The 19,017-nt window shown below is 71.6% G+C and carries 22 protein-coding genes; 11 read left to right on the plus strand and 11 right to left on the minus strand.

Annotation, left to right across the window (positions count from 1 at the left end):
- Nucleotides 1–71 precede the first annotated feature (71 nt).
- Nucleotides 72–749: a two-component system response regulator AfsQ1 gene (afsQ1, locus tag ABTY62_RS18635; protein WP_311724214.1), complete on the minus strand. Its 678-nt coding sequence runs from the start codon at nucleotides 747–749 to the stop codon at nucleotides 72–74.
- A gap of 200 nt (nucleotides 750–949) precedes the next feature.
- Here afsQ1 and ABTY62_RS18640 point away from each other — a divergent pair, with 200 nt between their 5' ends.
- Nucleotides 950–1,714, plus strand: coding sequence for a SigE family RNA polymerase sigma factor (locus tag ABTY62_RS18640; RefSeq protein ID WP_352130494.1), 765 nt, complete (start codon nucleotides 950–952; stop codon nucleotides 1,712–1,714).
- A 221-nt stretch (nucleotides 1,715–1,935) separates the two neighbouring features.
- On the opposite strand, the gene ABTY62_RS18645 is transcribed toward ABTY62_RS18640, so the two are convergent.
- The 4 genes from ABTY62_RS18645 to deoC all read right to left on the minus strand — a co-directional run bounded on the left by ABTY62_RS18645 (nucleotide 1,936) and on the right by deoC (nucleotide 6,042).
- Nucleotides 1,936–2,607 carry an ATP-binding protein gene (locus ABTY62_RS18645; RefSeq protein WP_352130495.1) on the minus strand — a complete coding sequence of 224 codons (672 nt, stop codon included), beginning with the start codon at nucleotides 2,605–2,607 and terminating at the stop codon, nucleotides 1,936–1,938.
- A 91-nt stretch (nucleotides 2,608–2,698) separates the two neighbouring features.
- Nucleotides 2,699–3,580: an aldehyde dehydrogenase family protein gene (locus ABTY62_RS18650; RefSeq protein ID WP_352130496.1), complete on the minus strand. Its 882-nt coding sequence runs from the start codon at nucleotides 3,578–3,580 to the stop codon at nucleotides 2,699–2,701.
- A complete protein-coding gene (locus ABTY62_RS18655; protein ID WP_352130497.1) occupies nucleotides 3,573–5,009 on the minus strand; it encodes an aldehyde dehydrogenase family protein in 1,437 nt (478 codons plus the stop codon). Before ABTY62_RS18655 ends, ABTY62_RS18650 begins: the two co-directional genes overlap by 8 nt.
- Nucleotides 5,010–5,031: 22 nt before the next feature.
- The gene (deoC, locus tag ABTY62_RS18660; RefSeq protein ID WP_352130498.1) at nucleotides 5,032–6,042 is read right to left on the minus strand and encodes a deoxyribose-phosphate aldolase; all 1,011 of its coding nucleotides are present in this window, start codon (nucleotides 6,040–6,042) and stop codon (nucleotides 5,032–5,034) included.
- Nucleotides 6,043–6,287: 245 nt separating this feature from the next.
- On the opposite strand from deoC, the gene ABTY62_RS18665 reads away from it, so the two are divergent.
- The 3 genes from ABTY62_RS18665 to ABTY62_RS18675 all read left to right on the plus strand — a co-directional run bounded on the left by ABTY62_RS18665 (nucleotide 6,288) and on the right by ABTY62_RS18675 (nucleotide 8,065).
- Nucleotides 6,288–6,614 carry a non-heme iron oxygenase ferredoxin subunit gene (locus tag ABTY62_RS18665; RefSeq protein ID WP_352130499.1) on the plus strand — a complete coding sequence of 109 codons (327 nt, stop codon included), beginning with the start codon at nucleotides 6,288–6,290 and terminating at the stop codon, nucleotides 6,612–6,614.
- Entirely contained in the window at nucleotides 6,614–7,255 is a 642-nt protein-coding gene (locus tag ABTY62_RS18670; RefSeq protein ID WP_352130500.1) for a TetR/AcrR family transcriptional regulator, read from the plus strand. The genes ABTY62_RS18665 and ABTY62_RS18670 overlap by 1 nt, the downstream gene beginning before the upstream one ends.
- A gap of 75 nt (nucleotides 7,256–7,330) precedes the next feature.
- On the plus strand, nucleotides 7,331–8,065 hold the full coding sequence (locus ABTY62_RS18675; RefSeq protein ID WP_352130501.1) for a PH domain-containing protein: 735 nt from the start codon (nucleotides 7,331–7,333) through the stop codon (nucleotides 8,063–8,065).
- Nucleotides 8,066–8,112: 47 nt separating this feature from the next.
- On the opposite strand, the gene ABTY62_RS18680 is transcribed toward ABTY62_RS18675, so the two are convergent.
- Nucleotides 8,113–8,997, minus strand: a complete 885-nt coding sequence (locus ABTY62_RS18680) for a helix-turn-helix transcriptional regulator (protein WP_352130502.1) — start codon at nucleotides 8,995–8,997, stop codon at nucleotides 8,113–8,115.
- 203 nt (nucleotides 8,998–9,200) lie between these two features.
- On the opposite strand from ABTY62_RS18680, the gene ABTY62_RS18685 reads away from it, so the two are divergent.
- Nucleotides 9,201–9,977, plus strand: a complete 777-nt coding sequence (locus ABTY62_RS18685) for an SDR family oxidoreductase (protein ID WP_352130503.1) — start codon at nucleotides 9,201–9,203, stop codon at nucleotides 9,975–9,977.
- Nucleotides 9,978–10,027: 50 nt separating this feature from the next.
- Here the strand turns inward: ABTY62_RS18685 and ABTY62_RS18690 are convergent, their stop codons facing one another.
- The gene (locus tag ABTY62_RS18690) at nucleotides 10,028–10,504 is read right to left on the minus strand and encodes a tautomerase family protein (protein ID WP_352130504.1); all 477 of its coding nucleotides are present in this window, start codon (nucleotides 10,502–10,504) and stop codon (nucleotides 10,028–10,030) included.
- A gap of 84 nt (nucleotides 10,505–10,588) precedes the next feature.
- Complete coding sequence (locus tag ABTY62_RS18695; RefSeq protein WP_352130505.1) at nucleotides 10,589–10,930, minus strand: hypothetical protein; 342 nt, start codon at nucleotides 10,928–10,930, stop codon at nucleotides 10,589–10,591.
- A gap of 210 nt (nucleotides 10,931–11,140) precedes the next feature.
- On the opposite strand from ABTY62_RS18695, the gene ABTY62_RS18700 reads away from it, so the two are divergent.
- The 3 genes from ABTY62_RS18700 to ABTY62_RS18710 are packed head-to-tail and all read left to right on the plus strand — an operon-like array spanning nucleotide 11,141 to nucleotide 12,413.
- Nucleotides 11,141–11,977, plus strand: coding sequence for a helix-turn-helix domain-containing protein (locus tag ABTY62_RS18700; RefSeq protein ID WP_352130506.1), 837 nt, complete (start codon nucleotides 11,141–11,143; stop codon nucleotides 11,975–11,977).
- Nucleotides 11,974–12,195 (plus strand): DUF397 domain-containing protein, encoded by a 222-nt coding sequence (locus ABTY62_RS18705; RefSeq protein WP_352130507.1) that lies wholly within the window; start codon nucleotides 11,974–11,976, stop codon nucleotides 12,193–12,195. The genes ABTY62_RS18700 and ABTY62_RS18705 overlap by 4 nt, the downstream gene beginning before the upstream one ends.
- On the plus strand, nucleotides 12,192–12,413 hold the full coding sequence (locus ABTY62_RS18710; protein ID WP_352130508.1) for a DUF397 domain-containing protein: 222 nt from the start codon (nucleotides 12,192–12,194) through the stop codon (nucleotides 12,411–12,413). The genes ABTY62_RS18705 and ABTY62_RS18710 overlap by 4 nt, the downstream gene beginning before the upstream one ends.
- 98 nt (nucleotides 12,414–12,511) lie before the next feature.
- Here ABTY62_RS18710 and ABTY62_RS18715 read toward each other — a convergent pair whose 3' ends face one another.
- Both ABTY62_RS18715 and ABTY62_RS18720 read right to left on the minus strand, forming a co-directional pair.
- On the minus strand, nucleotides 12,512–13,843 hold the full coding sequence (locus ABTY62_RS18715) for an ankyrin repeat domain-containing protein (protein WP_352130509.1): 1,332 nt from the start codon (nucleotides 13,841–13,843) through the stop codon (nucleotides 12,512–12,514).
- Between the two features lie 21 nt (nucleotides 13,844–13,864).
- Nucleotides 13,865–14,581, minus strand: coding sequence for a TetR/AcrR family transcriptional regulator (locus ABTY62_RS18720; protein ID WP_352130510.1), 717 nt, complete (start codon nucleotides 14,579–14,581; stop codon nucleotides 13,865–13,867).
- 115 nt (nucleotides 14,582–14,696) lie between these two features.
- On the opposite strand from ABTY62_RS18720, the gene ABTY62_RS18725 reads away from it, so the two are divergent.
- Nucleotides 14,697–15,914 (plus strand): FAD-dependent monooxygenase, encoded by a 1,218-nt coding sequence (locus ABTY62_RS18725; protein WP_352130511.1) that lies wholly within the window; start codon nucleotides 14,697–14,699, stop codon nucleotides 15,912–15,914.
- On the plus strand, nucleotides 15,911–16,855 hold the full coding sequence (locus ABTY62_RS18730) for a YwqG family protein (RefSeq protein WP_352130512.1): 945 nt from the start codon (nucleotides 15,911–15,913) through the stop codon (nucleotides 16,853–16,855). Before ABTY62_RS18725 ends, ABTY62_RS18730 begins: the two co-directional genes overlap by 4 nt.
- Nucleotides 16,856–16,886: 31 nt before the next feature.
- On the opposite strand, the gene ABTY62_RS18735 is transcribed toward ABTY62_RS18730, so the two are convergent.
- The gene (locus ABTY62_RS18735) at nucleotides 16,887–17,924 is read right to left on the minus strand and encodes a saccharopine dehydrogenase family protein (protein ID WP_352130513.1); all 1,038 of its coding nucleotides are present in this window, start codon (nucleotides 17,922–17,924) and stop codon (nucleotides 16,887–16,889) included.
- A 135-nt stretch (nucleotides 17,925–18,059) separates the two neighbouring features.
- Here ABTY62_RS18735 and ABTY62_RS18740 point away from each other — a divergent pair, with 135 nt between their 5' ends.
- Entirely contained in the window at nucleotides 18,060–19,010 is a 951-nt protein-coding gene (locus ABTY62_RS18740) for a helix-turn-helix domain-containing protein (protein WP_352130540.1), read from the plus strand.
- Nucleotides 19,011–19,017 lie beyond the last annotated feature (7 nt).

Consider the following 19,017-nt stretch of genomic DNA (forward strand, 5'->3'; position numbering starts at 1 on the left):
CAGCCGCAGCCTCAGACTGAGCCAGTACAGGAACCACGCGGCCCAGCCGCGGGCCCGGCCCGGCTTCTCGCTCACTGCGGCGCGTCCAGCCGGTATCCGACGCCGCGCACCGTACGGATCAGCGTCGGGGACGACGGCACGTCCTCCACCTTCGCGCGCAGCCGCTGTACGCACGCGTCCACCAGCCGGGAGTCACCGAGATAGTCGTGCTCCCACACCAGCCGCAGCAGCTGCTGCCGCGACAGCGCCTGCCCGGGTCTGCGGCTCAGCTCCAGCAGCAGCCGCAGCTCGGTGGGGGTGAGCTGGAGATCCTCGCCGTTCTTGGTCACGGTCATGGCCGCACGGTCGATGACCAGGCTGCCGAACGACGCCGAGTCATTGGCCTCCCGCTCGCCGCGGCGCAGCACCGCGCGGATACGGGCGTCGAGCACCCGCCCCTGCACGGGCTTGACCACATAGTCGTCCGCACCCGACTCCAGCCCGACCACGACGTCGATGTCATCGCTCCGCGCGGTCAGCAGGATGATCGGCAGCTGGTCGGTGCGCCGGATGCGGCGGCACACCTCGAAGCCGTCGATGCCGGGCAGCATCACATCCAGCACGATCAGATCCGGCCGCTGCTCACGCAGCAGTTTCAGGCCGTCCTCGCCGGTCGCCGCCGTCGCCACGCGGTGGCCCTGGCGGGACAGGGAGAGTTCGAGGGCCGTGCGGATGGCGTCGTCGTCCTCGATCAGCAGAAGGAAAGGCACGTTGGTCATTCTGGCCTACAAGGGGCCTGTAGTTCGACCGTCAGGCGGCCAGGAGGTTCATTCACCCCCTACCCCTGTGACGAGCCTGTGACAGTCGGCAGACAGGGCCATGAAACTGGCCCGGCAATCTTTTGGGCACCGGGAGGAACGACGGCCCGGGAAGCGGGAACCGAGCAAGCTCTACCGACGGGGGGCGCGAGATGAACACACTGCACTTCAACAACGCCAGCGCGGTCATTCGCACGCGCCTCCACGACGCCGGCCGGAGCAACGAGAAGTCCGGTGCCGTGAGCGGGCGGGGGTGCGCTCGCGGCGCCGGGCGTCAGCGGCCTCCTTACATGGTGGCTATTGACGCGTACACGGGGGACAACGGGGGACGCGGGGGGAACGGGGGGAACGGGGGAAGCTCGTACAGGGAGGAATCGGGGGAGCGGCGCGATGCGTCGGAGGCGGAGTTCACCGCCTACGTCCAGGAGCGCCGCGCCTCCCTGTACGCCACCGCCTACCACCTGACCGGCGACCGGTTCGAGGCCGAGGACCTGCTCCAGAGCGCGCTGTTCTCGACCTACCGGGCCTGGGACCGGATCAGTGACAAGGCGGCGGTCGGCGGCTATCTCCGCCGCACCATGACCAATCTGCACATCAGCGCCTGGCGTCGGCGCAAGCTCAACGAGTACCCGACGGAGGAGCTGCCGGAGACGGTGGGCGACCACGACGCGATGCGCGGCACCGAGCTGCGCGCCGTGCTGTGGCAGGCCCTGGCCCGGCTGCCCGAGCTCCAGCGCACGATGCTGGTGCTGCGCTACTACGAGGGTCGGACGGACCCGGAGATCGCGGACATACTCAACATCAGTGTCGGAACGGTCAAAAGCAGCATCTGGCGCTCGCTGCGCCGGCTGCGTGAGGACGAGTGCCTCAGCTTCGGCCGGGACGAGGAGGAGTCCTTCGGGGAGCTTGTCGCCTGAGGGATGAGGGTGGGGGACACGGGGGAACCGCGGGGGGACCACGGGGGCCGGCGTTCGGGGGAGCGCCGGTAGCACGGGGGAATCGGGGGAAAACGGGGGAAGTACGGGGGATCACGGGGGAAACGAGCGGGTCCGGACGGCCGGGGGGTCTGTCCGGGCCCGCTTTCCGCTGTCTGCCTGTCTGCCTGTCTGCCTGTCTGCCTGTCGGGGGTTGGGCTGCCTCAGGCGGACTGAGGCGCGGCGCCGCTCGGCGCCGCCTCCGCGGCCCTCGTGCCGGGGCGGGCCCGGCCGGCGGCCGCGGCGGCCGCGATCCGGCCCAGGGCCCCGTCCTTCCCGCACGGGTACGCCCCCAGCGCCGCCTGCCGCGCCACGATCCCGCGCTCCGAGCGCATCAGCCGCCAGCCCCGCCGCAGCAGATAGGGCACCGACTTGCGCCCCTCCCGCAGATCGCGCATCAGGCGGCGGCGGAAGGTGGTGGAGGGGCGGCCGCGCAGGCAGAGGGCGTCGGCGAGGACGCCGAGCGCGCGGCAGCGCTCGATGATGTCGGCGGCGAAGATCCCCTCGGCGACGAACAGCGGGGTGCGGCCGATGTCCAGCGGCTCGGCGCCGACGATGGCGCTGGTGGCGATGTCGTACACCGGCACCGTCGTACGGGACGTACGGCAGAGCTCCTCGATCGCCGCGACCGCCGCGTCCGCGTCCCATGACAGCGGTGAGTCCCAGTCGGCGCCCGCCCCGCCCGGGAGCTGTGGCAGCGAGGGGTCGTCGCCCTCCTTGTAGAAGTCGTCCAGATTGAGCACGGGCAGGCCGGTGCGGACCGCCAGGGACGACTTTCCGGAGCCGGAGGGCCCGGACAGCAGGACGACGCGGGCGGTTATGGGAGGAACGGTCACGGGACACCAGTGTGAGGCATCGCGCCGCCGGAGGGATCCCTCAGGTCGTGTGGTGTTCCCCCGGCGGTCGCGCGGCGTTCCCCCGGGCGCGCTATACGCCCATCGGGTGCCACACCGTCTTCGTCTCCAGGAAGGACAGCAGCCGGGCCGTGCCCGGGTCGGCCGACCAGTCCACAGGCTGTGGACGGAGGACGCGCTTGAGGTTGTCCGCGGCCGCCTCCTCCAGCGCGCGGGCCAACTCCGCGTCCGCGCCCGCGAGGTCGATCGCGTTGACGTCCTGGTGGGCGGCGAGCGGGGTGGCGATCTCGGCGGTGCGGCCGGAGAGGACGTTGACCACGCCGCCCGGGAGGTCGGAGGTGGCCAGGACCTCGCCGAGGGAGAGAGCCGGGAGCGGGGCCCGCTCGCTCGCCACGACCACGGCCGTGTTGCCGGTGACGATCACCGGGGCGATCACGGAGACCAGCCCGAGGAACGACGACTCCTGGGGCGCCAGGACGGCCACCACGCCGGTCGGCTCGGGCGTGGAGAGGTTGAAGTACGGGCCCGCCACGGGGTTGGCCGCCCCGGCGATCTGGGCGACCTTGTCGGACCAGCCCGCGTACCAGACCCAGCGGTCGACCGCGGCGTCCACGACGGCGGCGGCCTTGGACTTGCCGAGCCCCTCCGCGTCGGCGACCTCTCGCGCGAACTGCTCGCGGCGGCCCTCCAGCATCTCGGCGACGCGGTAGAGGATCTGGCCGCGGTTGTAGGCCGTGGCCCCCGACCAGCCGCCGAACGCCTTGCGGGCGGCGACGACCGCGTCGCGGGCGTCCTTGCGGGAGGAGAGCGGCGCGTTGGCGAGCCAGCGGTCCTTGGGGTCGGTCACCTCGTACACCCGCCCGCTCTCGGACCGGGGGAACTTGCCCCCGACGAAAAGCTTGTAGGTCTTGAGAACGCCCAGGCGCTCGTCATGCTTTTCGGACTTCTCAGACATCGAGGTACGCCTCCAGGCCGTGGCGGCCGCCCTCGCGACCGTAACCGGACTCCTTGTAGCCGCCGAACGGAGAGGCCGGGTCGAACTTGTTGAAGGTGTTGGACCACACCACGCCCGCGCGGAGCTTGCTCGCCATCCACAGGATGCGCGAGCCCTTCTCGGTCCAGATCCCGGCGGACAGGCCGTACGGGGTGTTGTTCGCCTTCGCGACCGCCTCCTCCGGGGTGCGGAAGGTCAGGACGGAGAGCACCGGGCCGAAGATCTCCTCGCGCGCGATGCGGTGGGCCTGGGTGACGCCGGTGAACAGGGTGGGCGCGAACCAGTAGCCGGAGGAGGGCAGCTCGCACTCCGGGGCCCAGCGCTCGGCGCCCTCCGCCTCGCCCGCGTCCGCGAGGGTACGGATCCGGGCCAGCTGCTCGGCCGAGTTGATCGCGCCGATGTCGGTGTTCTTGTCCAGCGGGTCGCCGACCCGGAGCGTGCGCATCCGGCGCTTGAGCGCGTCCAGCAGCTCGTCCTGGATGGACTCCTGGACGAGGAGGCGGGAGCCCGCGCAGCAGACGTGGCCCTGGTTGAAGAAGATGCCGCCCACGATGCCCTCGACGGCCTGGTCGATCGCCGCGTCGTCGAAGACGATGTTGGCCGCCTTGCCGCCCAGTTCGAGGGTGACCTTCTTGTCCGTACCGGCGACGCCGCGGGCGATCGCCTTGCCGACCTCGGTGGAGCCGGTGAAGGCGACCTTGTCGATGCCGGGGTGGGCCACCAGTTCGGCGCCCGTGGAGCCGTCGCCGGTGATGATGTTGACGACGCCCCTGGGGAGCCCGGCCTGGCGGCAGACGTCCGCGAAGAAGAGGGCGGACAGGGGGGTGGTCTCGGCGGGCTTGAGGACGACCGTGTTGCCCGCGGCGAGGGCGGGGGCGATCTTCCACGCGAGCATCAGGAGCGGGAAGTTCCAGGGGATGATCTGGCCCGCGACGCCCAGCGGCCGGGGGGCCTTGCCGTATCCGGCGTGGTCGAGCTTGTCGGCCCAGCCCGCGTAGTAGAAGAAGTGCGCGGCGACCAGGGGGAGGTCGACATCGCGCGACTCGCGGATCGGCTTGCCGTTGTCCAGCGACTCCAGGACCGCGAGCTCGCGCGAGCGCTCCTGGACGATGCGGGCGATGCGGAAGAGGTACTTGGCGCGCTCGGCGCCGGGCAGCGCGGACCACTTCCCGAAGGCCTTGCGGGCCGCCTTGACCGCGCGGTCCACGTCCTCGGCGCCCGCCTGGGCGACCTCGGACAGGGTCTCCTCGGAGGAGGGGGAGACGGTCTTGAAGGCCTTGCCGTCGGCGGCCTCGGCGAACTCGCCGTCGATGAACAGCCCGTACGACGGGGCGATCTCGACGACGGAGCGGGACTCCGGCGCGGGCGCGTACTCGAATGCGTTCGTCATGCCTGGATTCGTCATGGCAGCCTCAGTCCACCGTCACATAGTCGGGACCGGAGTACCGTCCGGTGCTCAGCTTCTGGCGCTGCATCAGCAGGTCGTTGAGGAGACTGGAGGCGCCGAAGCGGAACCAGTCGGCCGTCAGCCAGTCGGCGCCCAGCGTCTCATTGACGAGCACCAGGTACTTGATGGCGTCCTTGGAGGTGCGGATGCCGCCCGCGGGCTTCACCCCGACCTGCACCCCGGTGGTGTCGCGGAAGTCGCGGACCGCCTCCAGCATGAGGAGGGTGACGGGCGGCGTCGCGTTGACCGCGACCTTGCCGGTGGAGGTCTTGATGAAGTCGGCGCCCGCGAGCATCGCCAGCCAGGAGGCGCGGCGCACATTGTCGTACGTCTGGAGCTCACCGGTCTCGAAGATGACCTTGAGGTGGGCGGCGGTGCCGCTGCCGTCCTCGCGCCGGCACGCCTCCTTGACCTGCCGGATCTCCTCGAAGACCTGGAGGTAACGCCCGGACAGGAACGCGCCGCGGTCGATCACCATGTCGATCTCGTCGGCCCCGGCGGCCACGGCCTCCCGGGTGTCGGCGAGCTTGACGGCGAGCGCCGCCCGCCCGGAGGGGAAGGCGGTCGCCACGGAGGCCACATGGACCTCGGGCCCGCCCGCCTCGGCCAGGGCCTGCTTGGCGGTGGCCACCATGTCGGAGTAGACGCAGATCGCCGCGACCTTGGGGACGGTGCGGTCGGTCGGGTCGGGGCTGACCCCCTTGGCGCAGAGCGCCCGGACCTTGCCCGGGGTGTCCGCCCCCTCCAGGGTCGTCAAGTCGATCATGGAGATGGCCAGGTCGATGGCGTAGGCCTTCGCCGTGGTCTTGATCGAGCGGGTGCCGAGCGCGGCGGCACGGGCCTGGAGGCCGACCGCGTCGACGCCCGGCAGGCCGTGCAGAAAGCGGCGCAGCGCGCCGTCGGTGGCGGTCACGTCCGCCATCGACGCCAGTCGCTCGGCCGCTTCCGCGCCGTATGCGGGAACTGTGGTGGGCATGGTCACCAGGGGAGCATATCTACGCGCGTAGCCGAATGTCACCCCCGGATGCCGAACCACCTGATACGGGGCGGAGTCCTGCCGGAGTACTAGTTCGATCTGCCGACGCGGACCGGGACCCGGGTCGCATCCCGGCACCGTCCCATCCCGCTAGCCTCGGCCATCGACGCAGCTCACACGTGGCGCGCGGGACGAGCGCGGCTGCCCCCGAGACCGCGTCCCCCCCGCATGCTTCGAGGAGAACGATGCCCGACAGCGGCCACACCTACCTCTGCGCGCTCGACGTGCTGGAAGAGGGCGTCCCCCGGCGCTTCGAGGCGGAGGGCGTTCCCATCACCCTCGTCCTCACCGGGCAGCAGGTCTTCGCCATCCACGACACGTGCTCGCACAGCGCCGTCTCGCTCTCCGAAGGCGAGGTGGACGCCTTCAGCATCGAATGCTGGCTGCACGCCTCCAGGTTCGACCTGCGCACCGGCAGGCCCCTCGATCCCCCGGCGACACGCCCCGTCCCCGTCTATCCGGTTCGCATCGACGACGGGAGCGTGTACGTACGCCTGACGGGAGAGGGCTGATGGACGCACCGGACGGCGCCGCGGTCGGCGCCGTCGGCGCCGAGCGTTCCGACGCCGCCCGCAACCGCGTCCTCCTGCTGGAGGCCGCCCGTCGCCTGGTCGCCGAGCGCGGCGCCGAGCACGTGACGATGGAGGCGGTCGCGAAGGGGGCCGGCGTGGGGAAGGGCACCCTCTTCCGCCGTTTCGGCGACCGGGACGGCCTCCTGGCCGCCCTCCTCGACGAGGCCGAGGCCGGCTTCCGTGAGGTGTGCGCCTCCGGTCCCCCACCCCTCGGCCCCGGCGCACCGGCGGCGGACCGGCTGACGGCGTTCGGCTGGACCCTGATCGACCGCATCGCCGATGGCACGGACCTGGGCGCCGCCCTGGCGCGGCAACTCCGCCCCCGGAACCGCAACGCCTCCGATACGGGTCGCGCGTTTCACCGCCATGTGTCGGTGCTCCTGGGGGAAGCGGGAGTCGACTGTGACCATGACGTGCTCGCCCATGCCCTGCTCGCCTTCACGGCCTTCGAGACGGCGGACTATCTGGTCCGCGAGCGCGGAGTTCCCGCCGACGACCTTCAGGCCACCTGGGCGGACCTGGTGCGCATGGTGACTCGACCGGACGGCTGTCAGGGGGGCGCGGGGTCAGGAGGGTCTTGATGGCGCGGCGCTCGTCCGGGGTCCGCCCGAGGCCCTGCATACGGGCCGCAGCGCCGGTGCGGCAGAATCGGCCATATGACGAGCCCGGACGACTCCTCGCACGACTCCTCCGCCCCGCACGAGCAGGGGCCCGCCGGCCAGGGGCCCGCCGGCCAGGGGCCCGCCGGCCAGGGGCCCGCCGACCAGGGGTCCGCTGATCAGGGGACCGAGTACGCGGACCGCGTCTACCGCTCTCCGGGCGGCATCGCGGGCGGCGTGCTGCTGCTCGCGATCGGCGCCTGGCTGGGGATCGACGCGGTGATCCGGGGCGAGGGGCGGACCCCGTGGGTGGCGCTGGCCGGGCTGCTGTTCGCGGTGCCGCTGGTAATCGCGTTCACGGTGCGGCCCGCGGTGTACGCCGGCCGGGACCGGCTGCGGGTGCGCAACCCCTTCCGCACGATCACCCTGCCCTGGGGCTCGGTGGAGGCGGTGCGCGCGAGCTTCTCCAGCGAGGTGCTCGCGGGCGGCGCGAAGTACCAGATGTGGGCCATCCCGGTGTCGCTGCGGCAGCGCAAGCGGGCCGGCCGGCGGCAGGCGAAGGCGGCGACCGAGGACCCCTTCCGCCGTACGTCCGTCCAGGTCTCGGCGGACGCGGCCGAGGCGCAGCGCGCCACGGCCGACCGCTCCATCGACGAGCTGCGCGGCCTCGCGGAGACGAACGCCGAGCGGGAGGGCGCGCAGGGCGAGCCGGAGGTGCGCTGGGCGTTCGAGGTCATCGCGCCGGCGGTGGCGGGGATCGTGCTGCTCGCGGTGGTGCTGGCGATCACCTGAGCGGCCGGCCCGGCCCTCTGGGGCCATGCTTCCCGCGTCCGTGTCGGTCAGGCGGACGTCTCCGCCGCGTCGGACGGGGGATGACGCGTCCGCTGTTGCGGCGCCGTCCAGGTGGCGAGGAGCTGGAGAGCCTCGGCGGTCGGGGAGCCCGGTTCGACGTTGTAGACGCACAGGGTCTGGTCGGTGTCGCCGAGCGGCTGGAAGGACTCGTAGGTGAAGTGGAGGTCTCCGACGAGCGGGTGGCGGTAGGACTTGGCGCCGTGGGTGCGGCTCAGCACGCGATGGTCGTTCCACCAGGCGGAGAACTCGGGTGCTTTCAGGGTCAGCTCGCCGACGAGGTCGGCGAGCCGGCGGTCGTGGGGGTGGCGGCCGGCCTCCAGGCGGAGGACGGCCACGGTCTCGGAGGCGACCCGTTCCCAGTCGGCGACCCGCTCGCGGGCCTGGGGATCGAGCAGGTAGTAGAGGGCCAGGTTCCGTCGGGGCGCGGGCAGGGCGTCGAAGTCGGTCAGGACCTCGCGGGCGAGGCGGTTGGAGGCCAGGACGTCGGCGCGGCGGCCCAGGATGAAGGCGGGCACATGGTCGAGGGTGTGCAGCATCAGGTGCAGACCGGGCCTGACCCGTTGCGGGCTCACCGGGGCCCGGCGTGCGGTGGCGGGGCGGACCAGCAGGTTGGTGAGGTGCTCGCGCTCGGAGGGATCGAGCTGAAGGGCTCGGGCGAGAGCCTCGACGACCTCGGGCGAGGGGGAGCCGGCGCGGCCCTGTTCGAGGCGGGTGTAGTACTCGGTGCTGACCCCGGCCAGGCGGGCCACCTCGTCGCGGCGCAGCCCGGGCACCCGGCGGGTGCGCCCGTCGGCGGGCAGCCCGGCCCGGTCGGGGGTGAGCCCGGCACGCCGTGAGCGCAGGAAGGCGGCGATCTCGCTGCTTCGGTCCATGCCTCCAGTGTGACCAAGCCGGGCACACGGTGCCGGGCGCTGGGTGGCCCTGTCGTTACCAGCCTCGTGGCGACCTGCCTGGCGGAGACCTGCCTGGTCAGGGCCCGCTGTGGCGGCCCAGGAGGACCTGGTGGGTGGTGTCGTGGTGCAGGAGCTCGCGGCGACCGGCCGCGACCATGTCCCGCCTTGGAAGGTGTTGCCCCATGACCACGCAGACTCCCTCCCGTCCTCTCACCGGCCGCGTGGCGGTCGTCACCGGTGCCTCCAGCGGCATCGGCGAGGCGTCGGCCGAGCATCTGGCCGAGCTGGGCGCCCGCGTCGTCGTCCTGGCGCGGCGTGCGGAGCGGCTGGACGCCCTGGTCGCCCGGATCGAGAAGAACGGTGGCCAGGCGCTCGCCCTGGCCGTCGACGTCACCGACGCGGCGGCGGTGCGGACGGCGGCCGACCGGGTGGCGGCCGAGCTGGGCGGTGCCGACCTGCTCCTCAACAACGCGGGCGTCATGCACTTCGGCCCGATCGAGGAGCGGGCCCGAGCCCACGGGCAGAGCCAGATCGACCTCAACATCACCGGTCTGACGAACGCCATCGCCGCTTTCACTCCGCAGCTGGTGAACGCCGCCGCCGAGCGCGGAGTGGCCGATCTGGTCAGCACCTCCTCGATCGCGGCGCAGAGCGTCGTCCCGGGCTTCGCTGTGTATGCCGGGACCAAGGCGTACGTCTCCCACCTCTCCCGCAACCTGCGGGCCGAGCTGGGGGCGAAGAAGGTGCGGGTCTCGGTGATCGAGCCGGGCCTTGTCGACACAGAGCTTCAGAACCACGTCGCCGACGCGGGGGCGCGCGCGTTCCTGGAGAGCTCCAAGGAGATGCTGGAGTGGCTCGAGCCGCAGGACGTCGCGCGGACCGTCGGGTTTCTCGCGAGCCTCCCGCCGCGGGTGAACCTCCCGCAGGTCACCGTCATGCCGACCGGCCAGCCCGGCTGACCTGAGTGCTGTCGGCGTGCCGCCGCTCACGCCGGGCGGCGGCACGGCGCTCAGGCGCCGATCGCCGCGCGGATCGCCTCGGCCTTCTCCTCGGTGAACACTCCGCTGTCGAGGAGGGAGAGGATGGAGAGCACGCCGCCGCGCGAACCCCAGCTGCCTTCCGTGATCACCCGGAAGTTGACCCACCAGGCCGGCGACGGCTCCGGCAGTCCGCACGCCTCGGCCAGCGCGGCCAGGACGCGCTCGATGACCTCGGCCCGGACCTCCCGGCGCCAGTCGCCGTCCATCACCGCCACATCGATCAGCATGACGTCGGGTTCCTGACCGGCATCCGCCAGCAGGCGGCCGCCGATGGCGACCATGTCCGGCTCGCGCTCCACGAAGTGCACCTGGAACCCCGCCCGGGCGGCCGGGGCGAACTGGCCGACCTCGGGCACGAGCACCGCGTCCGTCAGGGTCTCGGCCAGCTTGCGGCGCTGCTCCCGATCCAGGCGCCCCTTCGAGGTGTTCACGGTGACGACGGTCATGCCTGCCTCCTATAACGGTCGTTATATCCCGGACCCTACACCGGGCTTATGGCGACTGTCATAGGTGCTGGCGACGCCGCGGCGTCAGGCGTCGGGGGCGGCGTCCCCGGCAGTGCGGCCATCGTCGTGCGCGGGCAGGCGCCCGCCCCTGCTCTCGGCCACGCGCAGCACATCGCGCAGCGCCTCGCACAGGCGGTTCGCCAGGAACCGGAGCTCTCCGGCGTCGGCTTTGCGGTCGGCGAGTAGCGCGCGGGCGTGGCCGAGCAATTGCGTGCCCATGGACACTTGCAGCGTCTCGATCTCGTCGGCGCGGCGGCTCAGGGGGCTGTCTCCGTGGTCCGTCGCCAGGTAGCACGGCTTGCCGTCCGGGCTGGTCCAGGGCAGCAGGCGGAGGCCGGTCGTCGCGGAGGCGAAAAGGGCACTCACGCACGTGGGTGCGCACCGATTAGGGTCGATCACGTCATCAGCTCCTCTAAGGGTCGGCTGGTGGCCACGCCCCCGGACGGTCGCGCGTCGCGGGGGTCCTATGTGCGGCAGGGCCTTGTTCACTGTTTGTAGTGCAAGCGTGGCTGTCGGTGCGTACTCTCGGCGGTGGTTGGACTCCCAGCCGCACCTTGGGAGGCAGGAGTTGCGTACATGGCCGCGCGCAAACGCGAACTGACACCCGAACGAAGCGTCCGCCATCTCTTCGGCGCCGAGCTGCGCCGACACCGCGAACAGGCGGGGATGAGCCTGGATCAGCTCGCCGAAGTGGTGAACTCGAGCCGCAGTCACCTGGGTCGGATCGAGCTCGCGGAGTACATGATCCCTCCCGAACTCCCCGCTCAGCTGGACGCGGCGTTCGGCACGGACGGGATCTTCGTGAAGCTGTACGCGCTGGCCCGGCACGAGGTGCACCCGGATAAGTACCGGCGGTTCATGGAGCTGGAGGCGCGCGCACAGTCCATCGGGCATTACGCCGGACAGCTCGTGCCCGGCGTGTTGCAGACGGAGGACTACGCCCGTGCGCTCTTCCGGGTCAGCAACCCCGACGCCGCGGCGGAGGAGATAGAGGAGAAGGTGGCGGCTCGTATGAGTCGGCAGGCTCTTCTACAAGCCACGCCCGCTCCTCATCTGTCGGTGGTCCTGGACGAGGCGTGCGTGAGGCGGCCGGTCGGTGGACCGGTCGTCATGCGTGCCCAACTGGCCCGCCTGGTCGAGCTGGTGGACACTCCGCACACCGTGATTCAGCTGCTGCCGTTCGAGCACGGTGAGCATGCGCTGATGGGCGGTGGTGGCGCGCTTTATCTGCTGACCCTGGACGACGGTACGTCCGTTGCCTATGAAGAGGGCATCTCTACGGGGCAACTCATCGAGGACAGGGAGAGGGTGGTCAGGCGTAGCCGGTCGTACGATCTGCTCAGGGCCTACGCCTTGTCGCCTACCCAGACGGCGACATTCATCCATTCCGTCATGGAGGCTTTGACGCCATGAGCAGAACCCCGGACTTCTCCCGCGCGGAGTGGGTCAAGTCCAGCTACAGCAACGGCGACGGCGGCGCATGCGTCGAGTGGGCACCCGCGTACGCGTCCACCGGCCGGGTCCCCGTCCGTGACAGCAAGGACCCTCACGGCGGCCCTGCCCTGGTCTTCCCGGCAGTGGCTTGGTCGTCCTTCGTCTCGGCCGTCAAGGGTGGGAAGTTGACGCCATGAGTAGCACCCCTGATCTCTCCCGAGTGGAGTGGGTCAAGTCCAGCTACAGCAACGGTGATGGCGGTGAGTGCGTCGAGTGGGCGCCCGCGTACGTGTCCAGCGGCCGGGTCCCTGTCCGTGACAGCAAGGACCCGCACGGCCCCGCCCTGGTGTTCCCGGCGGTGGCTTGGTCGTCCTTCGTCTCGGCCGTCAAGGGCGGCGGGTTCCCCGCTGCCTGATCCGGTCTACGGCACCAGAGCACGGCCCTCGCTGTCCGGCGGGGGCCGTCGCACTGCATGGCGCCACCGGCGATGCCCCGCCAGGCTGTTGTCCTCAGTCAGACACCGCCCTCGGCGGCGGCCTCGCGCAGCCTTCGCACCACCGGCTCGTAGTTGGCATGGCCGCCTTTCACCCATGCCTCGGCGCACTCCAGCGCGGTGCTGCCCTGGTACGACGTGTCGCGGACACCGTGGCGGAGGAGCACATCGACGAGTTCGAGGAGTATCTCGCCGGGCACCTCGCGCTCGTAGTACCCGGTGAAGTGGAGCAGCGCGTGCAAGGCCGGGCCGTCCTGAGGCCGTAGCCAGACCTGCTGGGCCGCCACCTCGGCGTCCTCTGGGCGGGCTCCCGACTCCAGGAGGAACCGCACTGCGTTGACGCGTGTTTCGAGGGCGCGTCGGCCGTCGCTGTACGGCAGGACGGCCAAGAGGCGGCCGAAATCGGGGTCCCCCAGCCGGACACTTCGCGCACCCTTGCCGACGAGGTAGCGGATCGTCTCCTCGGGGTAGGGACGCGTGGCGATCGCCAGGTCGAGCAGCGTCGAGCCGTCGCGGTTCTGCGCGTTGACCGGGGCTTCCGCCTCGATGAGTGTGCGCAGGATGTCCAGGTGGCCGGCGTCCTCGATCCGCTTCGTGCCGGCCGAGACCCGCTCGCTGTCGTCGAGTGACGCGAATTGAGGGGCGTTGTTGTAGGTGGCCTGGAGTGCGGGATCGGCCCCTGCCGCGAGCAGTGCTGTCACGGCGGACGCCTGGCGGTGGGCCACGGCGATGTGGAGTGCGCTCATACCGCGCTCGTCCAGCGCGTCGATACGGGCGCCCGCGCTCAGGGCCTCGGAGATGGCGTCGGCGTCATCGGCCTCGGCGGCGTCCATGAGCGCGCGGTCGGTGTCCGAGGGCTCGCCGGTGGGCTGGAGTTCGAGGATGCCGTAGTCGGCTTCCTGGTTGGGCGGGGTTGCTGTGCTTAGGAAGACGATGCGGGCACCGGCGAACCAGCCCGCGCCTGCGCTCGTGTCCACGTCGATGGCGCCTTCGTAGCCCATGAGCAGGCACGCGAGAGCGCGGTGCGCCGGCGAGTGGATGCCGTCCAGCCGCTGGAGGTCGGCCTCCCTCATGTCGTCCTCGTCAGGCGGATCCCCCACCTGGTCCAGCACGGCGGACGCCAGGATGTCCAACGCCTCGTACACGGAGGTGGCCTCGCCCAGCCCCGCGAGGATGTCGCATTCCTCGCCTTCCTCGTCGTCGACCCCGTCGAAGAGGTCGAGCGGCAGCGGGGAGGCGTCGTCGTAGGCGCAGCGGTTGGCCACGGCCACATAGCGCCCGCCGCAGAGTTCGGGCCGACGCCGGTCGGCTTCGGCCTCTCTGAGGCAGCGCAGTACGTCGTTGAGATCCATGGTGGCGATGGTGTACGACGGTCAGTGCCCGCGCTGGTCGATGAGCACGGCCAGACCGTCCAGGATGCGCTGGAGGCCGAACTCCCAGGCCTGGTCCTGCCCGCCGGACTGCTCCGCCGAGGCGAGCGCGGCGGCCAGCGCGGGGAAGCGCTCGCCCTGCGCCCGCATCAGGTCGGCGAGGATGCCGCTCAGCTCCGCCTCGGGGGTGCCCGCCGGGCCCGCGGCCCGGGCCTGCTGGGTGATGGCGCGTACATGGCCGACCAGCAGGACGACCGCGTCCATCCGCTCGGCGCCGCTGAGCCCCGTGCCGTCCAGCGCGGAGACGGCGCACTCCATCCAGCCCAGCTCCGAGGGCCCCATGACCCTCGGTCCGATGGTGGCGTCCAGCGTCCACGGGTGCTGGAGGAAGGCGGAGAGGAGGTGGCGGGCCCAGTCCGCCAATTGGCCCCGCCAGCCCGAGGGCTGTGAGTCCGCCGCCGGGTACGGGCCGATCGCGGCATCGACCATCAGCGCGACCAGTTCGGCCTTGCCCGGGACGTAGCGGTACAGCGCCATTTTGGTGACGCCCAGTTGCGCGGCGACCCGCTGCATGGAGACGCCGGCCAGCCCCTCCGAGTCGGCGATCTCGATCCCGGCTCGTGCGATGCGGTCCTGGTCGAGGGTCGGCCGGGGGCCGCGCGACGGCTTGGCGTGGGGGCCCCACAGCAGCCGCACCGTCTCGGCGTGGTTGTCGCCCATGTCCGTCGCCCCCTCCTCTCGACCTCGTGGGGTCTTGGCGTGCCGAATAACTGCGTCTATGGTACACAGTAATTAATCGTGTCCATCGGACACAGTTTTCAGGGGTGGAGGAACCATGAACCGGAACGTCCTTATCTCCGGCGCGAGCATCGCCGGTCCGGCGCTGGCCTATTGGCTGGGGCGCCACGGCTTCAACCCGACGGTCGTCGAGCTGGCCCCGGCCCTGCGCGGCGGCGGCCAGGCCGTCGACTTCCGTGGCGATACGCACCTGACCGTGCTGGAGCGCATGGGCCTGCTGCCCGAGCTGCGCGCGATGCAGACCGGCGGCTCCCCGATGAGCTTCGTCGACGAAAGCGGCCGGACCTTGCTGCACCTGCCCGCGGAGTTCGCCGGCGGCGCGATCGAGGTGCTCCGCGGCGACCTGGCCCAGCTGCTGTACGAGCGCGGCCTGGACCACACCGAGTACCTCTTCGGCGACTCGATCACCGGCCTCACCGAGACCCCCTCCGGCGTGCGGGTCGACTTCCGGCACGCGGCCTCGCGCGAGTTCGACCTGGTGATCGGCGCGGACGGGCTGCACTCCAACGTCCGGCGCCTCGCCTTCGGCCCCGAGGAGGACTACGTGAGCCACCTCGGCTACTACGCCGCCACCTGGCAGCTCGCCAACGAACAGGGGTGGGAGCGGGGCTCGGTCGGCTACAACGCTCCGGGGCGGCTCGCCTCCGTCGGGGCCGACCGCCGGGACCCGGCGCGGGCCGGGGCGTTCTTCGTTTTCGCCGCGCCCGAGCTGTCGTACGACCGCCACGACCCCGAGCAGCAGAAGCGTCTGATCGCCGACGCCTTCTCCGGACTCGGCTGGGAGGTGCCCCGCCTGCTCGATTCGCTGCGCCGGGCCCCCGAGCTGTACTTCGACTCGATCAGCCGGGCAGACGTGGACACCTGGTCACGGGGCCGGGTGTGCCTGGTGGGCGACGCCGCGTGCGGGGCCACCATCGGGGGGATGGGCACCGGGACCGCCATGGTGGCCGCCTATGTGCTGGCGGGCGAGCTCGCGCGGGCCGGAGGCGACCATCGAGCGGCCTTCGCGCGCTACGAGGACAGGCTCCGGAAGTACGCCAAGGGCTGCCAGACCGGCGGCGACCGCACCGGGAAGTTCCTCGCGCCCGGCACCGCAACCGGCCTGCGTTTCCGCAACGGCCTGCTGTCCAAGCCCGTCTTCCTGAACTGGATGCTCAGGCTGGGGGAGAAGGTCAGCAGCGATGTGGCGCTGCCCGACTATGTCGCCGAGCCGCGTCGTACGCGGTCGGAGGCCGTTGCTACGTTCCCCATATGACGGAGCATCTGGAAGATCTCATGGTCCGGGCCATTGCCGCACGCGACGGTGACGCCCCCGAGCTCGAGGAACTGGCGAGGACCGCTCCGGAAAGCCTGGCGCCCCATCTGCCCCGGCTCCTCGCTGCGGACGTGGTGTATCCGGCCGTGCTGTACTGCGCGGCCGACGACGAGACACAGCGTGATCTCGTCGCGCAGGCCGACGCGGGCGGCAAAGGCGCACTCCGCCTGAACCACCTGCTGTCGGCCCTGGCGCAGACACGGGGCCCGGTCGCCGAGGAAGCCTTCCGTCGGTGGCGCGACCAGCCGCCGCCCGGCGCCGACAAGCTCTTCGTCACGCCCGCCGAGTACATGCCGGAAGGCGGCTGGATGTTGGAGGGCGATCGGGCCCGGGAGCTGTGCGGGCCCGTCGCCCACCACCTGGTGGCCGAAGAATCCGAAGAAGTTGAAGAAAGCCGAATCCCGCAGGAGCGCTGCCAGGGATGCGGCGCCGCGCTGTGGACCGCGCTGGACCTGGACACCGCCGACGCGCGGGTCGCCGGGGCGCTGGTGCACGCCGGCTGGTCGGGGCGGCTGCGGCTGGTCGTCTGTTACGGGTGTGCCGTCGATGATGCCGACCCGGTGTTCATCCGCGTCGGGCCGGACGGGACCTCCCGCCTTTCGGACCCGCCCGAGCCCGGCACGGGCCTCCCGGCGGCCGGGGCGCCCACCGTACGCATGGTCCCCGGCCACCGGTCGGGCCCCTGCCCCGTCGACTCGGCGATCGGCGGCCGACCCGTGTGGATCGACGACGCCGAATACCCCGAGTGCCCGGCATGCGGGAAGCTCATGGCGTACATCGCCCAGATCGACATGCAGGACATCGGCCACATGGCCGGCTACCACACCTTCTTCCTGGACACCGGGTGCGGCCTGGCGGCGATGGTCTCGCAGTCCGAATGACGCGGGCCGGGGGTGCCGGGCGGGCTGCCCGCTACTCACGCAGGTCGAGGGAAATGTGCGGGGACAGCGCGCGGAGGAAGTCGGGCGCGTCGAAGATCTCGCCCGCGGAGGCGACACCGACCGTCCTGGTCCGTCCGGTGAGGATGCGGTGAACCGCTTCCACCGCGAGCGGCGCGGAGACGGCGTAGATGTCCTGGCCCTTGGCCACGGCGCGCCGTTCCGTGTCGCCGGAGCGTACGACGACATCGACGAGGAAGGTCTGCGCGGACCGTCCGCGTTCGTCGACCGCCGTCGGTGCCGGTGTGTCCGGGGCCGACAGGTCCCTGGCCGCCTCGGCCGTCATATAGGTGCGCACCTCGGGGATGGACAGGTGGCTGGGGATGGTGACGACGTCGGCCATGGTGAACTCCCCGATGACGGCCCGGGGGCCCATCGGGTCGGGGAAGGGCCACTCCAGGGTGGGCAGTTCGTCGTTGTGGTACTCCAACTGTCCGTTCGTGTAACGGACGCGTCGGCCGTCCCGCCGCTCCTGGGAGACCGAGCCCGCGGTGCGCGTCCCGGCGGTGGGGTGCCAACCGCTCAGCCCGTATGCGATGTGTGCCTCGTCGGCCTTCGTCCAGTCGCCCATCGCGGCGGTGGCCAACAGGTCGCCGAGGCCGCCGTAGAAGGCCATCGCGGGGACGATCGCCGTTCCCGCGGCGCGGGCGCGGTCCGTGAAGTGCGCGAACGTATCGACGTTGGCTTCGATCTCGGCCGCCACGTCCACATACGGGATCCCGGCGCGCAGTGCCGCCTCGATCACGGGGACGGCCGTCGTCGCGAAGGGCCCGGCGCAGTTGATCACGGCCGCCGCACCGGCCAGCGCGCGGTCGAGCGAGGCCGGGTCGTCGACCGACGCCGGGCGGGGGGCCGGCCCGGACTCGGACGCCGCCAGCGCCCGCAGCTTGTCGGCGTCGCGGCCGGAGAGAACCGGGACGAACCCGCGATCCCGCAACTGAGCCACCACAAAGCGCCCGGTGTGCCCGTACGCGCCGAACACCGCCACCGTGAGCCCTGATCCTGATTCCATGGGTTCTCCCCCGTACTCAAATGACCTGCCTCGATCTGACCTGGACCATCCTGGCGAGGGCGGGTGTTCCGCACGAGTGTCCGGAACGACATCACCCATACAATTCCGGACATGGGCATGGGCATGGGCATGGGCATGGGCACTGTCGCGCTGGCCGCCACCGACGGGATGCTGCACTTCGAGCTGTCCTTGGCGTACGAGGTCTTCGGCTCCGACATGACCGGCACGGTCGACCCCTGGTACCGCGTCGTCGTCTGCGGGCCGGGCGCCGTACGGGTCGGCCGGTTCCGGCTGGAGCCCGACCACGGCCTCGACCAACTCCCGCGCGCCGACACCGTGATCGTCCCAGGCTGGGCCGATGTCGACGTGGACCCACCGGCCGACCTCGTCGACGCGGTGCGCGCGGCCCACGAGGCGGGCGCGCGGGTGGCTTCCCTCTGCACGGGCGCGTTCGTGCTGGCCGCCGCCGGCCTGCTGGACGGGCGGCGCGCGACCACGCACTGGGCGCACACCGAGGTCCTGGCCGCCCGCTACCCCCGGGTGGAGGTGGACCCGGACGTGCTCTACGTGGACAACGGCAGCGTGCTCACCTCTGCGGGCAAGGCCGCCGCGATGGACCTGTGCCTGCACCTCGTCCGCCTCGACCACGGCTCGTCGATCGCCAACACGGTGGCCCGCCGCCTGGTCGTGCCGCCGCACCGGGACGGCGGCCAGGCCCAGTTCGTCACCACCCCGGTGCCCGCCCCGGACAACCACCCGCTCGCCGAACTGTTCCCCTGGGTGATGGAACGGCTGGACCATCCGCTGACCGTGGAGGACCTGGCCCGCCGGGCGCGGATGAGCTCGCGCAACCTGGGCCGCCACTTCAGGGCGGTGACCGGCACCACCCCGCTGCAATGGCTGCTGACGCAGCGGATCCGCCACGCCCAGGAACTGCTGGAGACGACCGACGACAGTGTCGACGCCATCGCGGCGGCCACCGGCATGGGCACCGCCACGACCCTGCGCCGACACTTCAACCGCACCGTCGGAGTGCCCCCGGACACCTACCGCCGCACCTTCCGCTCGCGGACCGGGCCGACATGATCATGGT

The organism is Streptomyces sp. NPDC097640 (assembly GCF_040302705.1).
GTDB lineage: Bacteria > Actinomycetota > Actinomycetes > Streptomycetales > Streptomycetaceae > Streptomyces.